Annotated in this window: 16 protein-coding genes and 2 pseudogenes; all 18 read left to right on the forward strand. The window is 58.8% G+C overall.

Annotated elements, in window-relative coordinates:
• Nucleotides 1–307 (forward strand): annotated as a pseudogene (locus tag ACSFB7_RS37130) (hypothetical protein); the annotation flags it as partial.
• Nucleotides 308–1,968: 1,661 nt separating this feature from the next.
• A complete protein-coding gene (locus ACSFB7_RS37135) occupies nt 1,969–2,865 on the forward strand; it encodes a hypothetical protein (RefSeq protein WP_435477340.1) in 897 nt (298 codons plus the stop codon).
• 59 nt (nt 2,866–2,924) lie between these two features.
• Nucleotides 2,925–11,927, forward strand: a complete 9,003-nt coding sequence (locus ACSFB7_RS37140; RefSeq protein ID WP_435477341.1) for a DUF4214 domain-containing protein — start codon at nt 2,925–2,927, stop codon at nt 11,925–11,927.
• A 133-nt stretch (nt 11,928–12,060) separates the two neighbouring features.
• The gene (locus tag ACSFB7_RS37145; RefSeq protein WP_435477342.1) at nt 12,061–14,265 is read left to right on the forward strand and encodes a type I secretion system permease/ATPase; all 2,205 of its coding nucleotides are present in this window, start codon (nt 12,061–12,063) and stop codon (nt 14,263–14,265) included.
• Nucleotides 14,262–15,620: an HlyD family type I secretion periplasmic adaptor subunit gene (locus tag ACSFB7_RS37150; RefSeq protein ID WP_435477343.1), complete on the forward strand. Its 1,359-nt coding sequence runs from the start codon at nt 14,262–14,264 to the stop codon at nt 15,618–15,620. The genes ACSFB7_RS37145 and ACSFB7_RS37150 overlap by 4 nt, the downstream gene beginning before the upstream one ends.
• Before the next feature lie 91 nt (nt 15,621–15,711).
• A complete protein-coding gene (locus tag ACSFB7_RS37155) occupies nt 15,712–17,115 on the forward strand; it encodes a TolC family protein (RefSeq protein WP_435477344.1) in 1,404 nt (467 codons plus the stop codon).
• An 87-nt stretch (nt 17,116–17,202) separates the two neighbouring features.
• Nucleotides 17,203–17,526 (forward strand): annotated as a pseudogene (locus ACSFB7_RS37160) (ATP-binding protein); the annotation flags it as partial.
• 417 nt (nt 17,527–17,943) lie between these two features.
• Nucleotides 17,944–18,459, forward strand: coding sequence for an H-NS family nucleoid-associated regulatory protein (locus ACSFB7_RS37165; RefSeq protein ID WP_435477345.1), 516 nt, complete (start codon nt 17,944–17,946; stop codon nt 18,457–18,459).
• 622 nt (nt 18,460–19,081) lie between these two features.
• Nucleotides 19,082–19,228, forward strand: a complete 147-nt coding sequence (locus ACSFB7_RS37170) for a hypothetical protein (protein ID WP_435477346.1) — start codon at nt 19,082–19,084, stop codon at nt 19,226–19,228.
• Between the two features lie 221 nt (nt 19,229–19,449).
• Entirely contained in the window at nt 19,450–19,671 is a 222-nt protein-coding gene (locus tag ACSFB7_RS37175) for a hypothetical protein (protein WP_435477347.1), read from the forward strand.
• A 199-nt stretch (nt 19,672–19,870) separates the two neighbouring features.
• Nucleotides 19,871–20,995, forward strand: coding sequence for a sensor histidine kinase (locus tag ACSFB7_RS37180; RefSeq protein ID WP_435477348.1), 1,125 nt, complete (start codon nt 19,871–19,873; stop codon nt 20,993–20,995).
• 36 nt (nt 20,996–21,031) lie between these two features.
• Nucleotides 21,032–21,283 (forward strand): type 2 periplasmic-binding domain-containing protein, encoded by a 252-nt coding sequence (locus ACSFB7_RS37185; RefSeq protein ID WP_435477349.1) that lies wholly within the window; start codon nt 21,032–21,034, stop codon nt 21,281–21,283.
• 168 nt (nt 21,284–21,451) lie between these two features.
• A complete protein-coding gene (locus ACSFB7_RS37190) occupies nt 21,452–22,168 on the forward strand; it encodes a Crp/Fnr family transcriptional regulator (protein WP_435477350.1) in 717 nt (238 codons plus the stop codon).
• Nucleotides 22,169–22,349: 181 nt separating this feature from the next.
• Nucleotides 22,350–23,042: a Crp/Fnr family transcriptional regulator gene (locus ACSFB7_RS37195; RefSeq protein ID WP_435477351.1), complete on the forward strand. Its 693-nt coding sequence runs from the start codon at nt 22,350–22,352 to the stop codon at nt 23,040–23,042.
• A 42-nt stretch (nt 23,043–23,084) separates the two neighbouring features.
• Nucleotides 23,085–24,374 (forward strand): NRAMP family divalent metal transporter, encoded by a 1,290-nt coding sequence (locus ACSFB7_RS37200; protein WP_435477352.1) that lies wholly within the window; start codon nt 23,085–23,087, stop codon nt 24,372–24,374.
• 76 nt (nt 24,375–24,450) lie between these two features.
• Entirely contained in the window at nt 24,451–24,609 is a 159-nt protein-coding gene (locus ACSFB7_RS37205; protein ID WP_435477353.1) for a DUF3309 family protein, read from the forward strand.
• 34 nt (nt 24,610–24,643) lie between these two features.
• Entirely contained in the window at nt 24,644–24,823 is a 180-nt protein-coding gene (locus ACSFB7_RS37210; protein ID WP_435477354.1) for a hypothetical protein, read from the forward strand.
• 82 nt (nt 24,824–24,905) lie between these two features.
• On the forward strand, nt 24,906–25,178 hold the full coding sequence (locus ACSFB7_RS37215; RefSeq protein WP_435477355.1) for a hypothetical protein: 273 nt from the start codon (nt 24,906–24,908) through the stop codon (nt 25,176–25,178).
• Nucleotides 25,179–25,256 lie beyond the last annotated feature (78 nt).

Genomic DNA, 25,256 nt, shown 5'->3' on the forward strand with positions numbered 1-25,256 from the left:
TGTACCGGCGCCGACGCACCTCTTGACCGTTTGCCATCATGTCCATCTATTCCTTCGTGGACAGGATCGTTACCGCCAGCGCCCGGGTGTTCAAGATGGGATGGCCAGCCCCTTACAGACAATCGGCGCTAACCGCGTGCGTGTACCCACGCACCTTTTCAAGCTTGTCTATGACGAGAGCACGGGCAAGGCCTGGGCGCATTGGCAATCGAATTCTGAAGAGGCCCGCGCCGGACGGCCCATGAGCTACGGGGAGCTGACGCAGCGGGTCGGCATGGAGCTGTTGCCTGGACACGAGCTGCAGTGAGTTGGTTGCGGGGGTACGCAGCGAAGACTGCTAGAACCGAGCGTTCAGCCATCAAGCAAAATCCGGCCAAAAGCATCGGTGGTCGGGCTGGTTGATTGATCCGAAGGATTCTCCTCTTCGCTTCAGACTGAGTCCGCCGCCCCTCCTTGGCTCTGCTTAGTCAGGCGAACGCACTCAGCGCGGTGGTCCGGCGACGCTACATTGGTCAATGCCACAACACCCCGGTTGCAGTTCGTGAATCCAGGGCCCGGCCTAGATCCCCATGGCCTTCACGGTTGCGGCGATGCGACGCCCATGATCGAGCTCGTGCCTGATAGCCACCTCCCTCTGCTTCTGAGAACACTTGGGCTTTGGGCGCGCATAGCCCTTCGGCAAGTCGAGCCACCGCTCGCACTCCCGGTACTCGCCCTTCAATCCATTCTTGATCGGGCACCCCAATAGCCGGATGGTCGCCCTGATGCGCTTGCCGAGCTTGATGAAGATCTGGACGGCTTGAATCCTGACCACGAGACGTGCTCTCGTGTCGCCGCCCGGTTGCCGGTTCGGACCGCGAATCTAGCGGCATGAGCTCGCCAACGCCTGCTGACGCTGCGGCCGCGGGCGTATGCATATGGTTTCGGCAGGACCAGTGCATGAGATTGGCATTCATGCTGCGCTACTGTGCCGCCGCAATAGCCGACGTGCCTAGCGCCTCGCATTCGGCGAGAACTGATTCAGCTCTGCACGCCATGCCCTTAAGGAAATTTTTGGACGGTCATTGAGCATCCACGAGAAGTTGGATGGACAGCGTCCTTGCCATCGCACAACTCCAACCATTAATGCGACTTCGCTGGCCACCGGCACAAGGCTACGGTAGCCGCAGCGACTTCCGGAGCAAGCCGTTCTACGAGTGTTTAGACATCGCAGCCGAAAAATTAAATCGATCAGGCCTCATTCGGGAATGAACTATTTTCTTACTCGTACCACTCATGCTAATTCACGGCTAATAAAAGTCACAAATCTGTCATCAAAAAAATCTGTACTTTGTGAGAAATTGATGCAGGATCGATTTTCATCAGAACAGCGCACTCATTTAAAAATCGCCACTACAGCTCTGGCATGCTGCGTAAAAGCCAAAGATCGCAAACAGGGAGACCGGCACCCCCTTAATTCAAAACGTTGCTCTCCTCGATGCAGTCTCAAAGATTTTTAATGAAGGTCGAGCAAGATCGTGAATATGAGAAAAGTATGCGCGCAACTTGCAGCCAGGCCAGGCAACTTGCCTTAGGAAATTTCGCCTGAGTAAGAACTCACAACGGAGGGATGAGCGATGGAGAAAATTGAACGCGAGTTAATGGCATCGATATGTTTCGCACCGCCAAATTTGGGGCGCGAAAGTTTATCCCTGCTGAAATTGTGCTCGCAAATAAACAAAACCCCTCGTTTGTTTGATGGATGCCACCCCGGCTTACCGTCAATTGCTGCAACGAGCGCCTCAAATCGCACCGTTGAATTGCACAAATCTTTCTGATTCCATCAGGCACATCGCAGAAATCATCCCTTGGATGATCTCAATCCCCGCTAAGTCAGACTAGATCCTGTCAGCACCTCTTTTCGCGGGTGGCTCATGCCCGGGCCACACCCAGAGCGGATCGAGCAATCTAAGTGAAATAGAAAACCTTGTGAAGATCTTTCGTTCGAGTATTACCTCCCCGCATTGGGGGAAAGCACTGTTGTTGCTCTTTGGGGCATTCGCTATATCCCATCTAATTTATTTCCTTCTTGGAAATGGAATGTGCGCGGGCTGGGGAACCGGCTTGATTCATGGCACGCCGGCTGATGGTGCTGGAGCTCTCCCGCACATTATTGATTTTGAAAATTACTCACAGCTTAGACCACTGCGACCGTGGCTTTCCTGGCCAAACTTAGTGCTGTTTTGTTTTTTATTCTTTGTCCTTGCGTGGGCATTGGCAACACTGCTGAGAATTCCATTTATAAAAGATAAGCGCGCTTCACTTCGCATTTTGGCTCTGCTAGGAATTTCAGCGTCTTTAATATTTTTCGCATCATCCCTAGAAAGCTACACAAGTTGCAACTTACGCAATACGCATTTGAATATTCAGGAAGTGTTTAAGCGACTCCAAGAGCAGTCTCATGGTGGTGAGCTTGGAAATGCGAGCATCACAGTCGGTGGCAGGCTTGTCGACGCTCTCGAAGTGGCAAAAGATTCAAATGGATATCTTATCGAATTGAAAGGCCACGGGGGAGAGCCTACGTGCAGCGCTTACATCGTCGCCGATGCAATTACAAAAAAAGGCAGCGATGACGTGAGCGAAAAACTCTACCCAGCCTGGACAACAGCCAAAGAAATTGGCGATCCAAAAACGCAGGGGCTGAAGAAAATCATTATGCAGAACGATTTCTTGAGCGGGAGGCTCACTCCGTCCTTCTTAAATATAAAAGAAATCAAGGAGACAGGTAATTTTGAAGCCGCCCACCCCCCGCAGGAATTCAGGAAGTACTACTCAATAGTCGCGTGCACAAAATGGCCACATGGCTGGATAAATGAAATTGAGTAGTCGAATTTAATTCAACCTCAACTGCTGCCGTGCAAATACTCGGCAAAGGACGGAATATCATGTCAAACTCTACGCCAGATCTTTTTGTTAGAACATACGATGACCGCAATGGAAATTACCAAACATTTCCTGGGTACTTGGCAAGATATTCTGACGGAACTCCGATTATTGACCTGACATCAGCAATGGGGTTCAATGTTAATTACTTGGGTGCCGCCCCCAGCTATTATTCGACCTCTTTTTCATGGTCCAACCCGATTTTAATAAACAATGCGTTGGTGCTACCCAGTTCAGACTATCTATCGCAAGTCGCCGCAGCTGGCTCCAGATATGGCTCATACATGAATTCCATGGCGGAGAGCAACGCCGCTGGAGATGTCGATGGCGCGAGCGGAAGCGCTTTGTTGGCAGCTCGTGAGTTGGCGGCATTCGCTCCGCATTTTGGAAGCTTTGACTCCCAATATCAGGATATCTCATTCACATCTGGCGGGCATTTCATTCCTGCTTTCACCGATGCGGGAAATGATGGCGTCGGGGTATTTTTTGGTGCTGCGCACCAAGAAAATCCATCAATAACGCTTCAAAACGCACTTGAGCTGTTTGGAAGTGCAAATGCGATGCTTGGAGGAAAAGACACGTCAGCACCATTTGGAAACTCCGTTCATGGTTTCTTTGCCATTTCGCAAGGCTATGATATTGGTCTTGCGATGCAAAGAAATCCCGACGGGACTTTCACAATACCCAATCCGGCCAATAATGCGAGTGGAATATTCGGCTCCACTAATGGCTTAGTCCCGTTGGTGGCGGTTGTCGTGCCGCCGATGCCCAACGTTGCAGCGGTATCTATTGGCTCTTCCTTATTTGGGGAAGGGTCTTTGCCATTCAGTTCGGCCCCCGAAGCTTTCGGGTCAAATACCCAACATGATTGGTTAAATTTCAATCCGACGTTCCCAGACTCATCTTATTTGCAGCCTGGTTTCGGCTACACGCAACCTGACGTCGGCTGGGCGTTTCCGAACTTTGGCTCTACGCCAGTCATTGATCCAGGATACGCGCCATTTAATCCGACTCTGTTAGAGCCCGGATTCAACTTCCAACCTGGCTTGGCGTTTCCGCTTCCAAATTACGACTTACCTCTGCCCGAATTTACCCCTCCCACAATCCCCAACGTGCCCTTTCCGGAGCCTTGCTTTGGGGGGTTATTTCCCGATGTGGGCGATTTCGATTTGAATGAGCCATTTTTCGGCCCGGTCGTTCTCAACCTCGACGGCAAGGGCTTGAACCTCGACACGCTGTCGTCATCCACACAGTTTGTGGATACGAATAGCAGCGGCTACGAACATCGCACAGCCTGGGCTGCAGCCGGCAACGGCGTGCTGGCGCTGGATCTCTATGGCGACGGCCAGATTCACCAGAAGAACCAATATGCCTTCACTGAATGGGACCCGACCTCGACCTCCGACCTTCAGGCGCTGAAAGATGTGTTCGACACGAACCACAATGGCAGGATCGACGCGGGTGATGCCAGTTGGTCGCAGTTCAAGGTCATGGTCAATGGCCAGATGGTGTCGCTGGATTCGCTCGGCATCACCTCGATCGATTTGACGCCGACAGGAAGCGGGCAGACCTTTGGCGATGGTTCTGCCTTCACGGGCACGACGAGCTATACAAAGTCCGACGGCACCAAAGGTCAGGTAGGCGACGCCGTCCTGGCGACGGACGGCAATGGCTATCTCATTCATCAAACGCAGACCACCAACGCCGGTGGCTCGGTCACCACGGATATTGTTGGTTCGAATGCCGACGGCTCCAAGGCCTTCGAAAATGTGTCGACGCTCAGCGCCAATGGTCTCACCAAGACCATCAACTATGACGACAACGGTGACGGCATATTCGATCGCTCGCAATCGATCATCACCGGCACCAACGCAGACGGCTCATTCGCACAGACCATCAGCAACCTTAACGCCGACGGCTCTCTGAAGAGCCGCACTGCGACCACCACCAGCGCCGACACCTCAACAGTCTCGACGCAGGTTGACCAGAACGGCGATGGCGTCTGGGATCAATCGCAGGTATTCGTTCGCAACGCCAATGGCTCGACCTCCACGACCACGAAGAATCTGACGGTCAATGGCGCTGTCATCAATCAGACCCAGGTGACGACAAGCGCCGATGGGTTGATCAAGACCACCAAGGTCGACAGCACCGGCTCAGGCACATTCGACCAGATCAAGACGAGTGTGACGGCAGTCAATGCCGACGGCAGCCGCGTGGAGACAGTCACGGACACCAGCAGCAATGGCACCGTGCTCGACAGGACGGTCACCAACACAAGCGCCGATGCCCGATCGAAGACGGTATCGCTCGACCACACAGGCGCTGGCAACTTTGACCTCGTCACCACCTCCTCGATCACCGTCAATACCGACAAATCAGTGACAACCGTCGTTCAGGACAGGAATGCCGACGGCTCGCTGCGGGACGCAAGCACCACGACGCTGAGCGCCGATGGACGGTCCAAGACAGTGTCGACCGATCTGAATGGCGACGGCAGTATCGATCAGCTCTCTTCCGACGTGACGGTAATCGGCAGCGACGGCAGCCGCATTGAGACGATCACCAGCAAGAGCGGCAACGGCACATTGCTGAGCCAGACAGTGACCACCACCAGCGCCGACAAGAAGACGATCACCACGACCGTCGACGCCAATGGTGACGGTGCAGTCGGACAGACGAAAACCATCCTGGTCAATGCCGATGGTTCGACCACAACGACGGTGTCGACCCTGGCTCCGAATGGTTCATTGGTTAAGCGCACGTTGACCACCGCATCGGCTAGCGGGCTCTCGACAACCAGCAAGACGGACAGCAACGGCGACGGTACTTATGACCTCGTGACAACGGACACCATCGTCACCAACGCCGATGGCTCACGCACCGAAACGGTGACCGACACGAGCGCCAATGGCACGTTGATCGACAAGTCGATCACCACGACCAGCGCCAATGGACTGACTCAAAGCAAAGGCCTGGATCTCAACGGCGATGGAACCATTGACCAGACCACGACCGATGCCATCGTCCTCAATGCCGATGGCAGCCGCACGGAAACAGTCTCAATGGTGAGCGGAACTGGCGCGTTGTTGTCGAAGGTGATATCGACCACGAGTGCCGACCGCAAGACAACGACTCAGACGACTGATAGCAATGGCGACGGGCATATCGACGAAACGCAGGTCGGCGTACTGGCCTCAGATGGCTCGACCACCCGCACGGTGACGGATACAAGCGCCAATGGCTCGCTGCAAACCAGATCGGTAAGCACCACCAACGCAAACGGCCTGAGCACAACGACGCAAAGTGATGCTACCGGCGACGGCGTCTTCGATGGTCGGGCCACAGATGTCACGGTCTTGAATACTGATGGCTCGAAGACGGAAACACGCTCGCACCTCAGTGGCAATGGCACCTTATTGAGCAAGACCATCGTAAGCACCAGCGGCAATGGTCTGGCAATCACGACCCAGAAAGACGCCAACGGGGATGGTGTTTTCGATGGCAGAACCACCGATGTCGTGACGTTGAATGCCGATGGCTCAAGGACCGAGACGGTTTCCGATTTCAACGGTGACGGCACCAAGCTGATCGATCGGACGATCACGCTCACGGCTGCCAACGGGCTTTCCAAGACCGTGTCCAAGGATGTAAATGGTGACGGCACCATTGATAGCATCAGTAGCGATGTGACGAAACTGAGCGCAGATGGTTCCAAGACAGAGACTCGTTCGGATTACAGCGCGAACGGTACGCTGCTCGACCAAACCATCACGACAACAAGCGCTGACGGGAAGCGCATTGTCAAACAGTCCTCCGACTTTGGTGCGAATGGATTCCAAAGCACTGACACGATCACTGTCGGTGCAGACGGTCGTCGAACTGAAGTGTCGTCTACCTACACGCCGGACGGCTCGGTGCTGCGGTCATCCACGACCGCTGTCACCAGCGCCGACGGCCTGACGACGACGACCCAGACTGACCTGAACGGTGACGGCACCGTTGACCAGTCCACCAGTTCGGCGAAAAACCTGAACGCTGATGGTTCAAAGACAGCGACCTTTACTGAGTTCAACTCCAACGGCTCGCTCAAGGACAAGGTGGTCACGACCACCAGTGCGAACGGTCTCTCGGTGACCACTCAGATGGACGCAACGGGGACAGGCACTTTCAGCCGCACAACCACCGATATCAGGACCATCAATGCGGATGGCTCGACGACTGAAGTGGTGTCCGAGCTGAATGCGAATGGCTCCTTGCACAACAGAACTACGACCACGATCAGTGCCGACAAAAAGACGACTGTCGTCGGCATCGATATCAATGGGGACGGTGTACTGGACCAGATGACCACCGTCACAGTCAATCCGGATGGCAGCAAGGTGACGGTCGACGCCGACTTGCAGGCCGATGGCATCACGGGAAAAGACCAAAGAATCACGACGACCAGTGCGAACGGCCTGACGAAGAGTACCGTGTGGGGCAACAACTCTTCAGATGCGACGCGTCAGAGCGAGATCTACCGCTTGTACGAAGCAATACTGGGTCGGATTCCCTATTCACAAGATATTCAGAAAGGCATCCTCGCGCTTGCGGCCGGCACGACAACCGCGGCAATTGCCTCTGGCCTGATCAACTCAGACGAGTTCCGGCAAAAGTATGGCTCGCCGAGTGATGCCCAGTTTGTGACGCTGCTCTATCAAAACGCCTTGGGGCGATCACCGGACGCTGGTGGCCTTGCAAGCTGGTCAGGTAGCCTGCAAGGGGGAGGATTGGACGCGCGCGCATCCGTGGCGGCCGGTATTGCGGATTCCGAGGAAGGGCGTCGGCACACGGCGTTCCCCGAAATGAATTGGGCCCAAGCCTACGCCGCTACGACCGGCGCGAATTCACATGAAGATTTCGACCGCGTTGTGATCGATGCAAACGGTGCGGCCACTGAGAACCTAATCATTGAGAACCTATCCCTGCCCTATGCTCAGGATGCGCCTGCCGTAGTCATCACGAGCGCGGATGGTTTAACAGTCACCAAGCTGTTTAGCCGAGACAGTGCCACGCGTTCGACGACTGCTATCACTGCCCAATCCACCCATACCGTGACGAACCCGGACGGCACGAAGGTCACGACGACTTCGAGTCTCTCTGGAAATGTGACTCTGGCGCAGCAGATCATCACATCCGTCAGCGCTGATGGCCTGACGAAAAAGACCGAGACGCTCACGAACATCGGCGGTCTTGGCGCCGCCCATGATGCGGCCATTGGAGAAATCGTCCATTTCTATCACGTGCTCCTGGACAGATTTCCCAGCTCGAGCGAAATACAACGCTTTCTGGGAACTGCAGGAACCCTTCAATCCTACGGCGATATCGCCCAAGCCTTACTCACTTCAGCCGAGTTCCAGCAAACGCACAGAACACTGAGCGATCAAGCGTTCTTGGACATGTTCGCCGCACATATCCCTTCATGGCAAGAGCCGGACCTGCAAGACATCAACATGACGGATCGTGCCTCGGTCGCAGCGGAGGTCCTGTACTCCATGTCAGACGACCTGAGCTTGAGGAATACCGAACTGACATGGGCCTTGACCAATCTGGACGTTACTCTTGCAACCCACGCGGTGGCCGACGACATCACTGTGCTCAACGCCGATGGCTCGACGACGCGCAGCGTCACGGATACGGTATCGGGTACTTTGATCGCCAAGTCCGTGACAACGACCTCGGCTGACGGCCTGACGGTCATCACGCAGCGCGATACCAACGGATCGGGTAGCTTTGACCAGACGCAAACCACGAGCAAGCAGGTCCTCTCGGATGGCTCGAGTGTCGTGACGGTCAGCAAGCTCAATGCAGCAGGCAGCTTGCTCGAGAAGACCATCACTGCGACCAGCACCGACGGTCGCGTTGTTACGGTCACACGGGATGCCAACGGTGATGGCGTTGTCGATCAAACCGAAACGATCGTCAAAGCAGTCGATGGCAGCTCGAGCGACGCGAGCGTCGACTTCAACGCAAGCGGAGCCCAGATGGACCGGGTCACCTCGACCACTGGCTTTGACGGGCGGACCACGACAACAAGTTTCGATTACAACGCCGATGGCATCAACGACGAGACGCGCACTGTCAGTCGGACGTTCAACGCAAATGGGTCGACAAGTGTCACAACGCAGGATTTCAGGGCCAGCCAGATCGGAGCCAATGGCACCCTTGTCGCGATCTCCCCAACACTGCAGAGAAGTTCCACGACCACGGTAAGCGCCGACGGTAGAAACACGATCACCACCACAGACGTCAACGGCGACAGTGCCATCGACCAAACCGTGACCAGCACGACGGCAATCGACGGTTCCACCACGACGACGGTGACCAACAACGACTTGGCGAGAGCAGCGGTACTGGCAGCCGGTACGGTTGCGTGGATTTCATCCCTCACCACGGTCAACAGCACAGTACCGGCCTCCAGCGTCACGACGGTCAGTGCCGACGGTTTGACCAGAAACATCAAAGCGGACTACCTCGGAAACGGCAGCTATCAACACCAGGAGAACTGGAGCAAGCAGATCGACAATTCCTGGATCGGCACGATCACCGATCGGAATGCAAGCGGCATCGTTACCGCCAAGGGCACTGAAACCATCAGCGCAGATGGGCGTACCACCACCCTGAAGGAAGACAGCCACAACACCGGCCTGATCGACCACACCGATGTCTCGATAGCGAGCATCAACGGTTCGGTCACTGAGACGGTCACGGATCTGAACGCTGATGGCTCGCTGAAGTCAAGTTCCGTCACGACGATCGATCCAACCGGCAGCCACCGGCACACTGTTCGAAATGATGGGTCGTACACCGACGTCTTCAGCAATGGCGGAGTCGGCCTGGATGGCGCGCCGCCAGCCCAAGGGCAAACCAATTCACTGCGTGACTATGACAGCCAGGGGCACCTGAAACTGGCACGAGACGATTTTTCGGACGGCACGTCGATCGAAGAGCTGTTCGACACCACCAATACGAACACATGGGCGACAAGCAAGACTTGGCTGAATGCCCAAGGACAGCAGGTGCGGCAAGCGGTCCACAATCACGACGGCTCGAATGTCACCGCTTCCCTTATGCACTCGAAAAAGTATCAGTATGACGGTTCGGTGGATTACGGAGCTGTATGGCGACAGGACGACTATGACGCCCAAAATCGTCACGTGTCACAGCGAGATACGTTCATCGATGGAAGCCATACAGAACAGGTGTTTGATGCGGACAATACAAAAACCTGGTCCCATGTTTTCACGTCGTTCAACGCGCAAGGACAGCAGACGTGGCAGCAGATTCTGAATGACGACGGCTCCTACGCCGATGTCTATCCCGCAGGGCAAGCTCCGACGCTGCAAGTTGCCTCTGACGGTACGCTTCTCTATATCTTCCAGCTAGACAAGCCGACAACGACGGGGCCAGGCAGTCTGGGCGTGGTGTCGACAGCGCAATTCATCGACCCCCAAGGCCGCCTGACGGGAAGTCGGGACAACTACGCCGACGGCTCATACCGACAAGTGAGCTTGGACGTGACCAATGCGCAGACTTGGTCAACGCTGACCGCCTGGTTCAATGCCAACCAGCAACTGACGCGCGAGGAGATCAGCAATCGCGACGGCACGCGTGTCGACATCTTCCCCACAGGCCAATATGCGGCTACCGGCACGGGGAATTCGTCCGCGATCAAAACGCAAGTGAAGTACGACGCGCAGGGCCGGCAAATGGGGGCCATCGACTACTTTGCGGACGGTACGCATTCGGAGACCCAGTGGGACACGGCGGGCACCCAGCACTGGTCATCTGTCATCACCTGGTTCGATGCTCAAGGTCAACAGACCCGCCAGCAGGTCCAGAACGACGACGGCACGCACTCCGACGTCACCTACACACTCAATTCCCAGAGCCAGCAGACACATGAGACCATCTCGAATCAGGATGGCTCGCACAGCGAAATTATTTCGCAGGGCGGAGTGGTGGACATCGGCACTTCCACACCTGCGATCGCCGTCTGGATCCAGCAGAACTTCAATGCGCAAGGTACCCTGATTTCGGAGCGCGACAATCTCGTGGATGGCACGCATGTCGACGTCTTGCACGGTGTGTCGTACATGGGCCTGCCGGCGATCGTTTATCAGTACTACAGCCAGCTTGGTCTGCCGACCAAATATTTGGTCGGCTATCCGGGCACAAAGCGACCTGAGGAACAATATTCAGGTGTATTCAACGGGCTTGCGCCCGTGGAGACTCCTGTCGTTCTTGACCTCGCCAACAAGGGTGCACGCGAGATGCTGTCGCCGCTGTCATCGTCGAGCCCGACTTTCGACATGGCTGGCGACGGCCAGCAACACCATACGGCTTGGGCGTCCGCCGGCGAGGGGGTTCTTGCCATCGATGCCGATGGAACCGGCAAGCTCGACCAGCAAAAGGACATCGTGTTCACCGAATGGGAGTCAGGTGCCACCAGCGACATGCAGGCGCTGAGAGATGTGTTCGACACCAACCATGACGGCAAGCTGGATGCGGGCGATGCACGCTGGAAGGATTTCCGGGTTCTGGTCGACGGCAAGATCGAGACGCTTGACCAGTTGGGCATCGTCTCCATCGGCTTGACCCCCCAGGGCGAAACCGTTCACCTCTCCGATGGCTCATCGGTCAATGGGACCAGCCTGTTCACTCGCACCGATGGATCGACAGGCTTGGCCGGCGATGCCGCGTTTCGCTACGACCCTGCGGCGGCTTCAGGCGTATCCGAATGGGCAATTCCGGGTGAGGCTCCGGCCGCGGCGGATCTGTCCGGGAAGTCGACCGACGCTGGCTCCAGCGCAAGCGGCGTGCAAATCCAGGCAGCCACCCAGCTGAACCAGTTGATCGGTGCCATGGCCAGCTTTGCGCCGCCAGCGAGCGCGCAGACGGCACTGACCGCAGCCAACGATCCGCAGCTGCAGACGGCACCGTTGCTGGCGGCCGCGCATTGAGCAGCCAAGTGTCGAGAACGGCGTGATCAATTTGATGTAAACGCCCGCCCCGAGTGCCTCGGCACCCGGGGCTCTCTTCGATCAGAAAAAAAGCATCCGCACACCCGCGACGGATGACGACTCCAGGGACGATATGGACACCGGACTTCTCGCGCTCGTGATGATGGCGGGCTACCACGGCGTGGCCGTTGATGAGGCGCAGCTTCGCCACGAGTTCGGTCAAGAGTTGTTCACCGCACAGACCATCCTCTTGGCCGCCAAGAAGCTGGGCTTGGCCGCCAAGCTCGTGCGTCAGCCACCCAATCGACTGAATCGCGCGCCGCTGCCCGCTGTCGCCACGGATCGTGAAGGACGGTTCCTGATCGTCGGCAAGTACGACGCCGGTGCCCCGGTGGAGGGACAACCACCGAGTGCCTCGGCGCGCATCCTGATCCAGCGAGCAGGCGAAGCACCGCAAGTGCTGTCTCTGGATAGCTTCCTGGCACAGTGGTCCGGCGACCTGATCTTCTTCACATCCAAGGCCACCTACGCCGGCGACATCGCCAAGTTCGATTTCAGTTGGTTCATCCCCGCCGTCATCAAATACCGCAAGCTCCTGGGTGAGGTCGTGCTGATCTCGCTCGTGCTGCAGCTCATCGGTCTGGTCACACCGATGTTCTTCCAGGTCGTCATGGACAAGGTGCTGGTCAACCACGCCATGAAGACCCTCAATGTCATCGCCATCGGCTTGCTGTGCGCGACGCTGTTCGAAGCTCTGCTCACCGGCATCCGCACCTACGTCTTCGCGCACACCAGCAGCAAGATCGACGTGGAGCTGGGCGCTCGGCTGTTTCGGCACCTGCTGTCTCTTCCCATCGCCTACTTCCAAGCCAGGCGCGTGGGGGACTCGGTCGCGCGCATCCGTGAACTCGAGAACATCCGCTCTTTCCTGACGGGCAACGCGATCACGCTGGTCATGGACCTGCTGTTCTCCTTCGTTTTTCTGGGGGTCATGCTCTGGTACAGCGTCTGGCTCACACTGGTCGTACTGGCGTCGATTCCGTTGTACGCCGTCCTTTCGGCCGTCTTCACCCCGATCCTGCGAGCACGTCTGAACGAGAAGTTCAACCGCAGCGCCGAGAACCAGTCGTTCCTCGTCGAAACCATCACCGGCATCGACACGGTCAAGGCCATGGCTGTGGAGCCGCGCTGGACCCAGAAGTGGGACAAGCAGCTTGCCTCCTATGTTTCCGCGGGCCTGTCTGCCACCAACGTCGCCATGGTGGCCGGGGGCGGCGTGACGCTGGTGAGCAAACTGGTCACCGCCGCGATCATGTGGATCGGTGCCACGCTGGTGGTCGACAACAAGATGACCGTGGGCCAGTTGGTCGCGTTCAATATGCTGGCCGGCCAGGTGGCCTCGCCGATCATCCGGCTGGCGCAACTCTGGAACGATTTCCAGCAGGTGGGCATCTCGATGCAGCGCCTGGGCGACATCCTCAATGCACGCACCGAGGTTGCAGGCCAGAAGACCCGCATTCCCAGAATCTCCGGCGAAGTCGAGTTCGACCAGGTGTCGTTTCGCTATCGCCCCGATGCGCCCGATGTGCTGCGCGCAGTGAATCTCAAGGTGCAGCCTGGCGAAGTGATCGGCATCGTCGGGCGTTCCGGCTCAGGCAAAAGCACGTTGACCAAGCTCGTTCAGCGCCTGTATGTGCCCGATCGGGGACGGGTGCTCGTCGACGGACAGGATCTCGCACTGATCGACACCGCCTCGCTGCGACAGCAGATCGGCGTGGTGCTGCAGGAGAACATGCTGTTCAACCGCAGCATCCGCGACAACATCGCGCTGTCGAACCCGGCCTTGCCCATCGAGGCCATCATGGCGGCCGCCAAACTGGCTGGCGCCCATGAGTTCATCAGCGAACTGCCCGAAGGCTACGACACGATGGTGGGCGAGCACGGCACGGGCCTGTCAGGCGGGCAACGCCAACGGGTTGCCATTGCGCGCGCGTTGATCTCCAATCCGCGCGTCCTGATTTTTGACGAGGCGACCAGTGCGCTGGACTACGAGTCCGAGAAGATCATCCAGGACAACATGCGCCTGATCTGCAAGGGGCGTACCGTCCTGATCATCGCCCACAGGCTCTCGGCCGTGCGCGAGGCGAATCGGATCATCGTGATGGAGCGCGGACAGATCGCCGAGCAAGGCACGCATTCCGAATTGCTGGGCATCGGTGATGGCATCTACCGGCACCTCTACAACCTGCAGTCGGGCGGCATCGAGGCGGCCTCCGGCGAGCGTGCGCTGATGACGTCGTTGGCAGCCGTTCAGCCGGCCGGAGCAGCAGCACAATGAGCCTTCGTCAACGTGCGCAGGCCTACGGCGGCCTGCTGGCCCACTATCGCGCCGTGTTCGCAGTCCACTGGGCGCGGCGCCACGACGGCAGCCAGGGCATCTTCAACGAAGATGAGGCTGCGTTTCTGCCAGCGGCGCTCTCGCTACAGGAACGCCCTGTCTCGTCCACCGCGCGCTGGACGGGGCGCGTCTTGATGACCCTGGTCGTCGCCGTGCTCGCGTGGTCGATCCTGGGAAAAATCGACATCGTCGTGAATGCGACGGGCAAGGTGATCCCCAGCGGGCGAACCAAGAGCATTGCATCAGTCGATGTCGCGAGCGTGCATGCGCTGCATGTGGTCGAAGGTCAATTCGTCAAAGCCGGCGAGCCGCTGCTGGAACTGGACACCAGCGCGTCCGATGCCGAGCGCGACAAGGCATCCGGTGATGCGGCAGTGGCCGCCTTGCAAGCTGCACGCTCCAAGGCGTTGATCAAGGGTGTCGATGCGTTGAGTGTGCCGCGACTGCCCCCTCTTGAGGAGGTTCCACCCGAGCAGTGGCGCGCTGAACAGAGCCACCTCGAGGGGCAATACAGGGACTTCCGCGGCAAGCTGGATCGCATCGATGGAGACATCCACCGGTACGGTGAGGCATTGGTACTGGCCGCCCAGCAGGCGCGCGATTACAAGGAGCTGGTGCAGAGCCACGATGTGTCCACGCACGCCTACCTCGACAAGGAGCGTGCGCGCGTCGAGCTGCAAGGGCAGCTCGCAGATGCACGCAACCAGCGCACGGCGTTGATCGCCCAGACCAAGAAAGATGCCCTCGACGCATTGACGGAAGGCGGTCGCGTCGAGAACGGTGCGCGGCAGGATGCCACACGTGCCGCGTCGCACAGTCGCTTGCTCAAACTCACCGCCCCCGTCGACGGAACCGTGCAGCAGCTCACGGTGCATACGGTCGGCGGCGTGGTGCCTGCTGCGCAGCCATTGATGCTGATCGTGCCGCAGCAAGACTCGGTAGAGGTCGAGGCAGTCCTTGAGAACAAGGACATCGGCTTCGTGCACGAAGGCCAGGAGGCGCAAGTCAAGGTCGATGCGTTCGACTACACCAAGTACGGCACCCTTCCGGGCAAAGTGACCCATGTCTCGCACGACGCCATCGAAGACGAGAAGCAGCAGGACCAAAAGAAGAGATTGACCTACGCGGTCAAGGTGCTGCTTGACACCTCGACGCTTCAGGTGGATGGCAAGCCCGCGACGCTGAGCCCTGGAATGTCGGTGAACGTCGAAGTGAAGACCGGCACGCGCCGAGTCATTGAGTATGTGCTCAGCCCGCTGCTGCAGGAGGCCCATGAGAGCTTGCGTGAACGCTGAGGTGAGCTGCGCCAGCAGCGGCAGGCGAAGCGGTCTTCCACGAGTTCCCCGAGCCTGCGCAGTGGTGCTCTGGGCGCTCTGTTTGGGGGGAATGGTCAACGCCAATGCGTTTGATCTGGACGGTGTCCTGCGCGCCGATGTCCTGCGTGATCCTTTGCAGGCCACGCCGTCTGTGTTGCAAGACGGTGCGGTGCTTCCTGGTGACACCGTATCGTTCTCCTGTGCCGTGTCCCCGGAGATTCCGGCACAGCTATCGCTGGAGGCTGCGATCGATCTGGCGATGTGCAGCAACCCCCAGGTGCGCGCGGCTTGGGCCGCGATCAAGGTGCAATCGGGTACGGTCGGCGAAGCGAAGGCGGCCTATCTGCCGACCTTGACGGGTTCGGTGAGCCGGCTGGACGACAAGACCTGGTTTCCGGGCAGCAAGAACGCCGCGACGCGCACGGCAGGCAATACCGTCTACGCCGCGCTCACCTGGCGCCTGTTGGATTTTGGGGGGCGTGCGGCGAATCTGAGCGCGGCGAAGAGCTTGTTGGAGGCCGCTGCAGCCACCCACGACGCGACGTTGCAGAAGACCCTCACCGCTGTGATTCAAGCCTATTTCGATGTGCAGACTGCGCAGGCGGCATTGGCGGCCAAACAGGAAGCGGTGTCGATTGCCACCGGCACCTTGCAGACGGCCCGTCGGCGGGAGGCTCGGGGCGCAGGATCGAACGGGGACACACTGCAGGCCGAGACTACCCTGGCACGCGCAGCTCTTGAAATGAGCCGCGCCGAAGGCGATCTGAACAAGGCGAAGGCTGTCATGGTCTACGCGATAGGTGCACCGCCTGGTGCGATGGTGAGCCTGGTTCCGCTTGGGCCACCGAAGACCGAGGAACTGGCGTCGTCTCTCGCAGACTGGTTGGCACTGGCACAACAACGCCATCCAGCGATCGAGGCTGCGCGAGCCCAGATCGATGCGGCCCAGGCGCGTGCCGATGTCGCGCGTTCGGAAGGGCTGCCATCGCTCGACCTTTCGGCTTCGTTCTACCAGAACGGGCGCCCTGGCCAAGGCCTGAGCACGGTGCAGACGCGCGAGCGATTGGTGGGCGTGACGCTAAACCTGCCGATTTTTGAAGGCTTCGCACGCACCTACAAGATTCGAGGCGCTGATGCGCTGGTTGAGCAGCGTGCCGCCGAGTTGCTGGACGTGGAGCATCGCGTGGCCATGGAGGTGGTTCAGGCGTACTCAGATGCCGCAGCCGCGCTCAGAAACCTGGAAGCCTCGGACCGCTTGCTGCGAACTGCGCTGTCTTCTTTGGCAAGCGCGCAACGCAAGTATGAGAAGGGGGCTGCCGATGTCTTGGAGATTCTAAGTACTCAGAAGGCGTTGGCCGATGCGCAGCAGGAGCGCGTTCGTTGTGTTTCGGAATGGCGCTCAGCAAGTCTGCGGGTGATCTCCGCGGCAGGGCAACTCGGGGTGACTAGGGTGAGGGACTCGAACGCAAACTAGCCGTCATGTGCTCTCGAACAGCTATGCGAAGGAGCGACGCCACAGCAAAAGTGGAATGACGCGCTTCGAACCTGCACGCGCCATAACCACTCGAGCGATTCGCATACAACGGCCGTAGATTTGGGGCCATTCGCATTTATCGACGTTGCTTACAGAGGCTCTCCGCCACGGCCGGGCGAAATCTCGCGGGCCCACCATGGCGTTCTGTTTCTCGATGAATTTCCGGAGTTCGCTCGCGCCGCGTTGGAAGCACTGCGCGAGCCGCTGGAGACCGGCACGATCACCATTGCCCGCGCCGCACGCCGCGCGGAATTTCCCGCGCGCTTCCAACTGATCGCGGCCATGAACCCTTGTCCCTGCGGCTATCTCGGTGCGGCATCGAAGGCCTGCCGCTGCACGCCCGATCAGATGTAGGGAGTCAAAGTTAGTGAGTTCTGATCAAAGTTAGTGAGACGGTCGGATCACAGTTGGTGAGTTTTGCCACGCCGGACCAGCGCCTCAGGGCCCAGATCTCACGGTCGCGGACTACCGCGCGGTCGACTGCCACAGTGTTGTTGACACCACAGGCAAGGCACGCTTTCCGCATCAGCAAGAACACCAACTTGGATCTAGCAGCCCAACCGTAGAATGCCGACAAGACGTTTCGAGAGCGAGTGCAATACGGACGTGCTGCCCATTGGGTTCTGCGGTGCAGAGGCAACAGAGACTCGCCAGGCAAGCAGCAATGCATGCCAAGAGAAGGCCCTGCGGGGCCTTTTTCTTTGTGGCTATCGGATTGCCAGAGCGGATTAAAGTCGTGCCCCAGAATCAAACAAATTAGGTATAGCCATGGCTCAAAAAAGTTACGCTCAAATCCAGCGTCAAATCGAGACGCTGCAACGCCAGGCAGACGAGCTTCGAGCACAAGAAGTGGAAGGAGTCGTTGCTCGCATCAAGGAGGCGATCGCGCATTACGGCCTGACTGCAGAGCAACTCGGCTATGGCGCGACGCTGCGAGTCACGAGGACCAAGGCCCAGAAGGTCAGCGGTGCAAATGCCCCGGCGTACTCAGATGGTCTTGGCAACACGTGGGGCGGTCGCGGGCCTCGACCGCAGTGGCTGAGGACAGCGATTGCTGAAGGAAAATCGCTGCAAGACTTCGCCTCTTCGAGGAGCTCGGTGCCGGCAAAGGCAAGAAAGGCGTCGAAGAACGCGAAAGCCATGCCCGCAAAAAAGCGCAGTGCCACTACGTATCGAGATGAAGCTGGAAACACTTGGTCCGGTTTCGGTCCCCGGCCGCGATGGTTGAGGGAGGCGCTCGAGGCTGGACAGACGCTGGAGCAACTGGCTGCAACGGGAACATGACCTCCTGCCAGAATGGGACGCTTGAGCGAGGTAGTCGCAGCCCTGCGCATCAAGTGCGTATCACTCGGAGATGAGTCTCTGGAGTTGGCTTTCGCCAACGGCACCCGCTACGTTAAGCCCTATCGCCGCCATATAGGACTCGAGAAGGCGACGGGTGTTGATCTCCATGGAATCCAGACCCGGTGGGGATGCGGACAAAAACTTGGACTACCAGGTGGTAGTTCATTTGTTAGCCTTTTGCGGACAGTCGCTTCGGGCTGGTTGGAGTTGGAACGGTGACACTACCGCTGGGAGGAGGTTTGGACCGTGCGCTAGCACACAGACCGAGCGCCCGAGTCACGCCATGATCTGGTTGACGGCCATCCAGCGCTGGTAGGGGTAGCTTCGGCGCTCGCCCATCAAGAGCGGAGCCTCGATGCTGGCGGGCCGTCACTGTCCGACAAGTGTCGATGAAGAAGCCACCTCAAAGGCTGCCCTCGGACGGAAGGTTCAGCCCACTGGAAGTGACTGGTGCAGCCCGCAACCTCTTACCCCCTATCCCGACAAATGCCTACAGCCACAAGGTGTCGTTGTAGCTGAATGGACTGGCAGTCAATATCGCTGCGCCACCAGGAATCCTTCTATGTCCAGCCACCAAGACAAGAAGCCGGCCCAACAGCCGCAGAAACAACAGGACCAATCTCAGCCGGAGAAGCAAAAGCAGCAGGGCCAGCCGCTCCACAAGTCGGAGCCTCATCAAGCCGACCCCAAGCAGCACGGCAAATCCTGAACTCCTGACGTTTCAGTGCCCGCCTCAAGCGGGCATTTTTACGCCTGTTCCGCGCGCAGTGGTCACGTACCACCGCCCGCGTGTTGGGCTACCGTGGGGCGCCACCTGCGCTTCTTCAGAACCTGCTCTTGATGAAAAAGAGCACTCATTACGTGCGGAACCGCACAGACCAGTTTCACCAGCTTTCCTAACGTGCCAGCGCACTCTCGGGAGGAAAAGCAGTGCCAAAGCAAGTCATCCACAACGCGACCATCACTCTGAAGCTGCCGCTCAACATGAGTGCTGAAGCAGAAGCGGCAGCGTTGCAAGCCGCCGGCATTCCCATCGACGCAATCGGCAACGCAGCGTCCGGATTTCTGTTCATTCGGAACACAAAGGATTGGAAAAATCCGACCAAGATCTTTCGCTGGTTTGCCACCAACATAGGACAAGCCGCCCCATAACCAAGGCGCTTGCCGCTCTTTTCTCCTCCTCCCGGCGCCGGAGGCAGTCCGCGCTCGGCTTTGGCCGCAGCGTGCAACGTACGTTCGCCACCGCACAGACAATTCCACCTCGACCAGCTAACGATGGACCTGCGCCTGCCAAACAAGGAAGGCGACATTCATTGAGTGAATCAGGCGAAAGCCGTCGAGGTCTTGGAATATGCGCAACTTTCTCATCAACAACCGAGAAGAGCTGATTTCACGGTGCAAATCGAAGGTCGCACAAAGGCCTCGCCGCGCCGCCACGGAGCATCAGTTGGCAAACGGCATCCCGCTGTTCCTCGAACAACTGATAAGAACCCTTGCGGCGGAAGAAGACGATAAGCCTGCCGACAGCATCCGAATCTCAGGGCCTTCAGGCGGTGATTCACTGCTCCTTTCAGAAATGGGGGTGAGCGCCACAGCTCACGGCAAGGAGCTGCTGAAGCTGGGTTACACCGTAGACCAAGTTGTCCACGACTATGGCGATCTTTGCCAAGCGATCACAGACATGGCCTTTGAGCGCGACGCACCGTTCGCCGTCACGGAATTCCGGACGTTGAATCGGTGCCTGGACAACGCCATCGCGGACGCTGTCACCGAGTTCAGTTCCCAGCGAGACACGCAAATTGCCCGTCAGCAAAGCCTTGACGCAACCGAGCGTCTGGGGTTCCTGGTTCACGAACTGCGCAATTCCTTGGGTACGGCAACGCTGGCGATCCACGCCCTTGAACTCGGCAACATGACGGTGGGCGGCGCCACCGGGGCCGTATTGAAGCGCAGTCTGTCAGCGATGGGCACCCTGATCAGTCGGGCCCTAACCGAGGTGCGCAGCGGCGCGCCGGAACAGCGGCAGACCTTCTCCATCGCCGCATTCATTAAGGAAGCCGAAACCTCGGCCCAGCTCGTAGCAATCGCCGCAGGCTGCGCCTTCGAGGTGCAGTCTGTCGCTCCCCTTCTGGCCATCCGGGGAAATCGCGAACTGCTGCTTGCTGCATTGGCAAACCTCCTGCAGAACGCGTTCAAGTTCACGCACCCCTATACCGAAGTCGGCCTGAAGGCCTATGAGCTTGGCGATCACGTGCTGATCGAAGTCGAAGACCACTGCGGAGGGCTACCGCCGGGCAGCGCCGCCAAGATGTTTGCGCCCTTCAATCAGCACAGCCATGACAAGACGGGTCTTGGCTTAGGCCTTTCCATCGCGCGCCAAAGCGTTGAGGCCGATTTGGGCACTTTGACTGTTCGAGACGCGCCAGGCACCGGTTGCGTTTTCACCATTTGCCTGCCGCGCCACTCGCTCCAATGACCAGGCTCCGTCGTTCTGTGCTCCCAAAGGACTCCTATGGACATTCAATTGCTGATGCGGATCGAACGCATGACACCGCCTCGGTGGCTCACGTTATCGGCGGATGTTGCGGCGGCGAAGCGGTTGGTTGCAAGCGGCATGATCGAAGTGACTCTCGAAACGCAAGGCGGCCCGAGAGCATTCGCGACAGAGGCGGTATTTGTGCACACAATCACCCGCGAGGGCGCTTTGGCCATCTCCCGCGAAAAATCCTGCTCGTGGAAGAAAACGGTGCTCCCGACCCCGTGATTCGCACTGAACGTCGGGGTGCCATCGGGTGTGAAACGACTGGCGCATTCATGAAAATCTTGACTTGTGCGATAGCGCAGAAAAAATGTTGCCGGTGCCTATACTGAGAAAGACTCTGCACCTGAAACCCGGATTCCGATTCATCTCCAGAGCCACCTGGAGAGCGCGATGTCCGTTGCGATCAACCCGAGGAAAAACCACCTGTTGGCGTCCCTGCCCGATGCCGAATGGCAACGCTGGCTGCCACAACTCGAAGCGGTGGAAATGCCGCTGGGCCAGGTGCTGTACGAGTCGGGCATCACGTTGGCCCACGTTTACTTTCCGACCAGCGCCATCGTTTCGCTGCTGTACGTGATGGAAAACGGTGCATCGGCCGAGATTGCCGTGGTTGGCAACGAGGGCATCGTCGGTATCTCGTTGTTCATGGGCGGCGAATCCACGCCCAGCCGCGCGGTCGTGCAAAGTGCGGGGCAAGGATTTCGACTGAGGGCGCAGGCCATCAAGGATGAATTCACACGTCCTCCTATCCTTCACCTGTTGCTGCGCTACACCCAGGCGCTGATCACGCAGATGGCGCAGACGGCTGTCTGCAACCGACACCATTCCCTGGATCAACAGCTTTGCCGCTGGCTGCTGCTGAGCCTGGACCGACGGGAAGGAAACGAACTCCTGATGACGCAGGAGTTGATCGCCAACATGCTCGGCGTGCGCCGCGAAGGCGTGACCGAAAGCGCGCTCAAGCTTCAGGACGCCGGGTTGATTCGCTACGCGCGTGGCCGCATTTCAGTGCTGAATCGACAAGGCTTGGAGCAACGCACCTGCGAATGCTACGCGGTGGTCAAGAAGGAATACGACCGGCTTTTGCCTGAGGCGATGGCGGCATAGAGGATCTTGATGACGTTGATCAGGCGCCTGCTCACGCCAACTCGCTGTGTGCGCTATCGAACAGAGACTTTTCAGCGCAGGTTGCAGACTCGTAGCACCGATCGGTGCAGCATCTGGCCACGCACGACCTTCGGTTCGCCCCCTTCCGAAGGAAGGGGTAGCCAACGCACCGGAGAGCGAATTGACCGCCGTCGAAAATCAACTGATCGAACTACTCCCCGCAAGGGACCGTCGGCGCTTCCTCGCCATCTGCGAACCTGCTGATTTGGTGTTGACCGAGGTGCTCTGCACGCCCGGAGAGTCCACGCGCCACGCCTATTTCCCGACTGAAGGCTTCATTTCACTTCTGACCGTGACCGGCGGCAGCCCCGAGCTCGAAGTCGGAATGGTAGGGTGCGAGGGCATGCTGGGAGCGCAGATGGTGCTGGGGGTGGCCACGACGCCCTTGCGAGCGGTTGTGCAAGGCACAGGGACGGCATGGCGCGTTGAAGCCAGAGCCTTCCGAAAGGAGCTCGAACGCAGCGCGGCCTTGCAGCGCGTGCTGAACCGCTACCTCTATGTGCTGATGGCCCAATTGACAACCTCGGCCGCATGTCTTCGTTTCCACCAGATCGGTCCACGGCTGGCCCGGTGGCTGCTGATGAGCCAGGACCGTGCCCAATCCGATAGTTTTCGCGTGACGCATGAATTCCTGGCCTACATGCTCGGCGTGCGACGCGTGGGTATCACCCTGGCTGCCAACGCCCTGCAGCGCAGTGGGCTGATTGCGTATCAGCGCGGCGACCTCCGGGTACTCGACCGTCGCGGCCTGGAAGCCGCCGCGTGCGGCTGCTACACGGCCGATCGGAAGGCCTACACCGACGCGCTGCGTTGACACCGGTCACCAGACGACCAGGCACGTTGAAAGTTCGACGCCATGCCCGACTCTCCAGCCAGTGTTCACCGCGTTGAAAAGTCCTGGCTCAGGAAGCTGGGCCCGGGGCTCATCACGGGCGCGGCTGACGACGATCCAAGCGGTATTGCCACCTACTCCCAGGCGGGCGCGCAGTTCGGCTTCGGCACGCTGTGGACGGTACTGCTGACATACCCCCTGATGGTTGGCATCCAGATGGTGAGCGCAAGGATCGGGCGGGTGAGTGGCCATGGACTGGCCACCAACATCCGCCGTCACTACCCGGCGTGGCTCCTGTATGCAGTGGTCGGCCTCTTGTTGATCGCCAACACGACCAATATCGCCGCCGATATTTCCGCGATGGGCGAGGCGCTGAAGCTGATCGTTGGCGGCCCGGCGCAACTGTATGCCGTCGCCTTCGGGGTCGGCTCGCTGCTGCTGCAGGTCTTCATTCCTTACCGCCGCTATGTTCGCATTCTCAAATGGCTCACTCTGGGGCTGCTGGCGTACGTGGCCACGGCATTCGTCGTGCACATCCCCTGGCGGCAGGTCATCGTCAGCACGCTGGTGCCCGGCCAGTCCTGGAGTGCGGGGTACATCACCACCGTGGTGGCCATATTCGGCACCACCATCAGTCCCTATCTGTTCTTCTGGCAGGCCTCCCAAGAGGTCGAGGAGCAGCTTGCAGACCCGCTGGCCGAACCACTGATCAAAGCGCCCGAGCAGGCGCAGCCGCATCTTCGACGCATCAGGATCGATACCTGCATCGGCATGGGGTTCTCGAACCTGGTGGCGTTCTTCATCATCCTGACCACGGCCGTCACGCTCCATCTGCACGGCGTCACCGAGATCGAAACCTCGGCGCAGGCGGCCCGGGCGCTGCGCCCCATTGCGGGCGAGTTTGCGTTCATGCTGTTCAGCGCCGGCATCATCGGCACCGGATTGCTCGCGATCCCGGTCCTGGCCGGGGCGTCCGCCTATGCCATGGCGGGCGCATTCAAATGGAAGAACAGCCTGGAGCGCGCGCCCATGAGGGCCAAGCGTTTCTACGGAATCATCGCCATCTCGACACTGCTCGGGGTGGCTCTGGGCTTCACTGCGATCGACCCCATCAAGGCGCTGTACTGGAGCGCCGTCATCAACGGCGTCATCTCGGTGCCAATCATGGTCGTGATCATGCTGATGGCTGTGCGGCGCGAAGTCATGGGGCGGTTCACCATCTCGAAAAAACTAGCGCTCCTGGGCTGGTTGGCCACGGCCATGATGGGGATTGCCGTGGTGGCGATGCTGGTTACGTTACTACGGCCTCATTGACATATGTTCGATATCGAACAGACCGGAATGTGCCGCCTTGGTAGCTTGGTGCAGAGCAAAAACCAAGGAGCTACTCATGAGCATTGGCACCATTCTTTTGATCATCCTGATTCTGGTTCTGATCGGGGCATTTCCGTCATGGCCGCACAGTCGCAGCTGGGGTTATGGTCCGAGCGGAATTCTCGGCGTCGTCCTGCTGGTTGTGATCGTCCTGCTGCTGACGGGACGCATTTAGCACTGCGGCCACAGCACCATCTTTCGCGGTATTGATGCTGAGTCTCGATAAACGCGCCGCGCAAAGCTACGGGCTCGCGCTCTTGAATCCGGAACAGTCAATTGCCGAAAAGCGCTGCGACGAAGGCCTGGTATCGCTGGCCGGCAATGCTGGCTCGTCGCGGGCGCCCGCTCAGCACAAACGATCACTCGGCTCTGCAACGGGCCAGCAGTGAAGCCAATTACCTACAGGCACCCGGAACGGGCGCGCATAGCTTGACGCATGCACCGCTTCGCGGTGCAACAAAGGAACCGATCATGAAAAAAGTACTGATTGCCGTTGCGGCTTGCGCTTTATCCGCAGTTGCGATGAGCCAGCCCATTGAGCAGCGCCGTCAAGAGCGCGAAATGGATCACGACGCCATGATGCAACGTGCCATCGAACAGCGCGACAGGGGCGGCAGCGAGATGGAGCGCCGTCAAGCGGAGCGAAACGCAATGGCAGAGCACCACCGTGGGCACAGGGTCTGGGTACCAGCCCACCGCGGCGAAAATGGTCGTCGCATGCCCGGTCACTATGAGCGGGGCTGATCCGAGAACCCTGGGGACGATTTTTCTTGCGTCAGTGGACGGCGCCGCTGGTGGATGGTGAAGAAGCAAACGGTCCCC

The sequence above is a fragment of the Variovorax raffinosi genome, from assembly GCF_051216615.1.
Lineage (GTDB): Bacteria > Pseudomonadota > Gammaproteobacteria > Burkholderiales > Burkholderiaceae_C > Variovorax.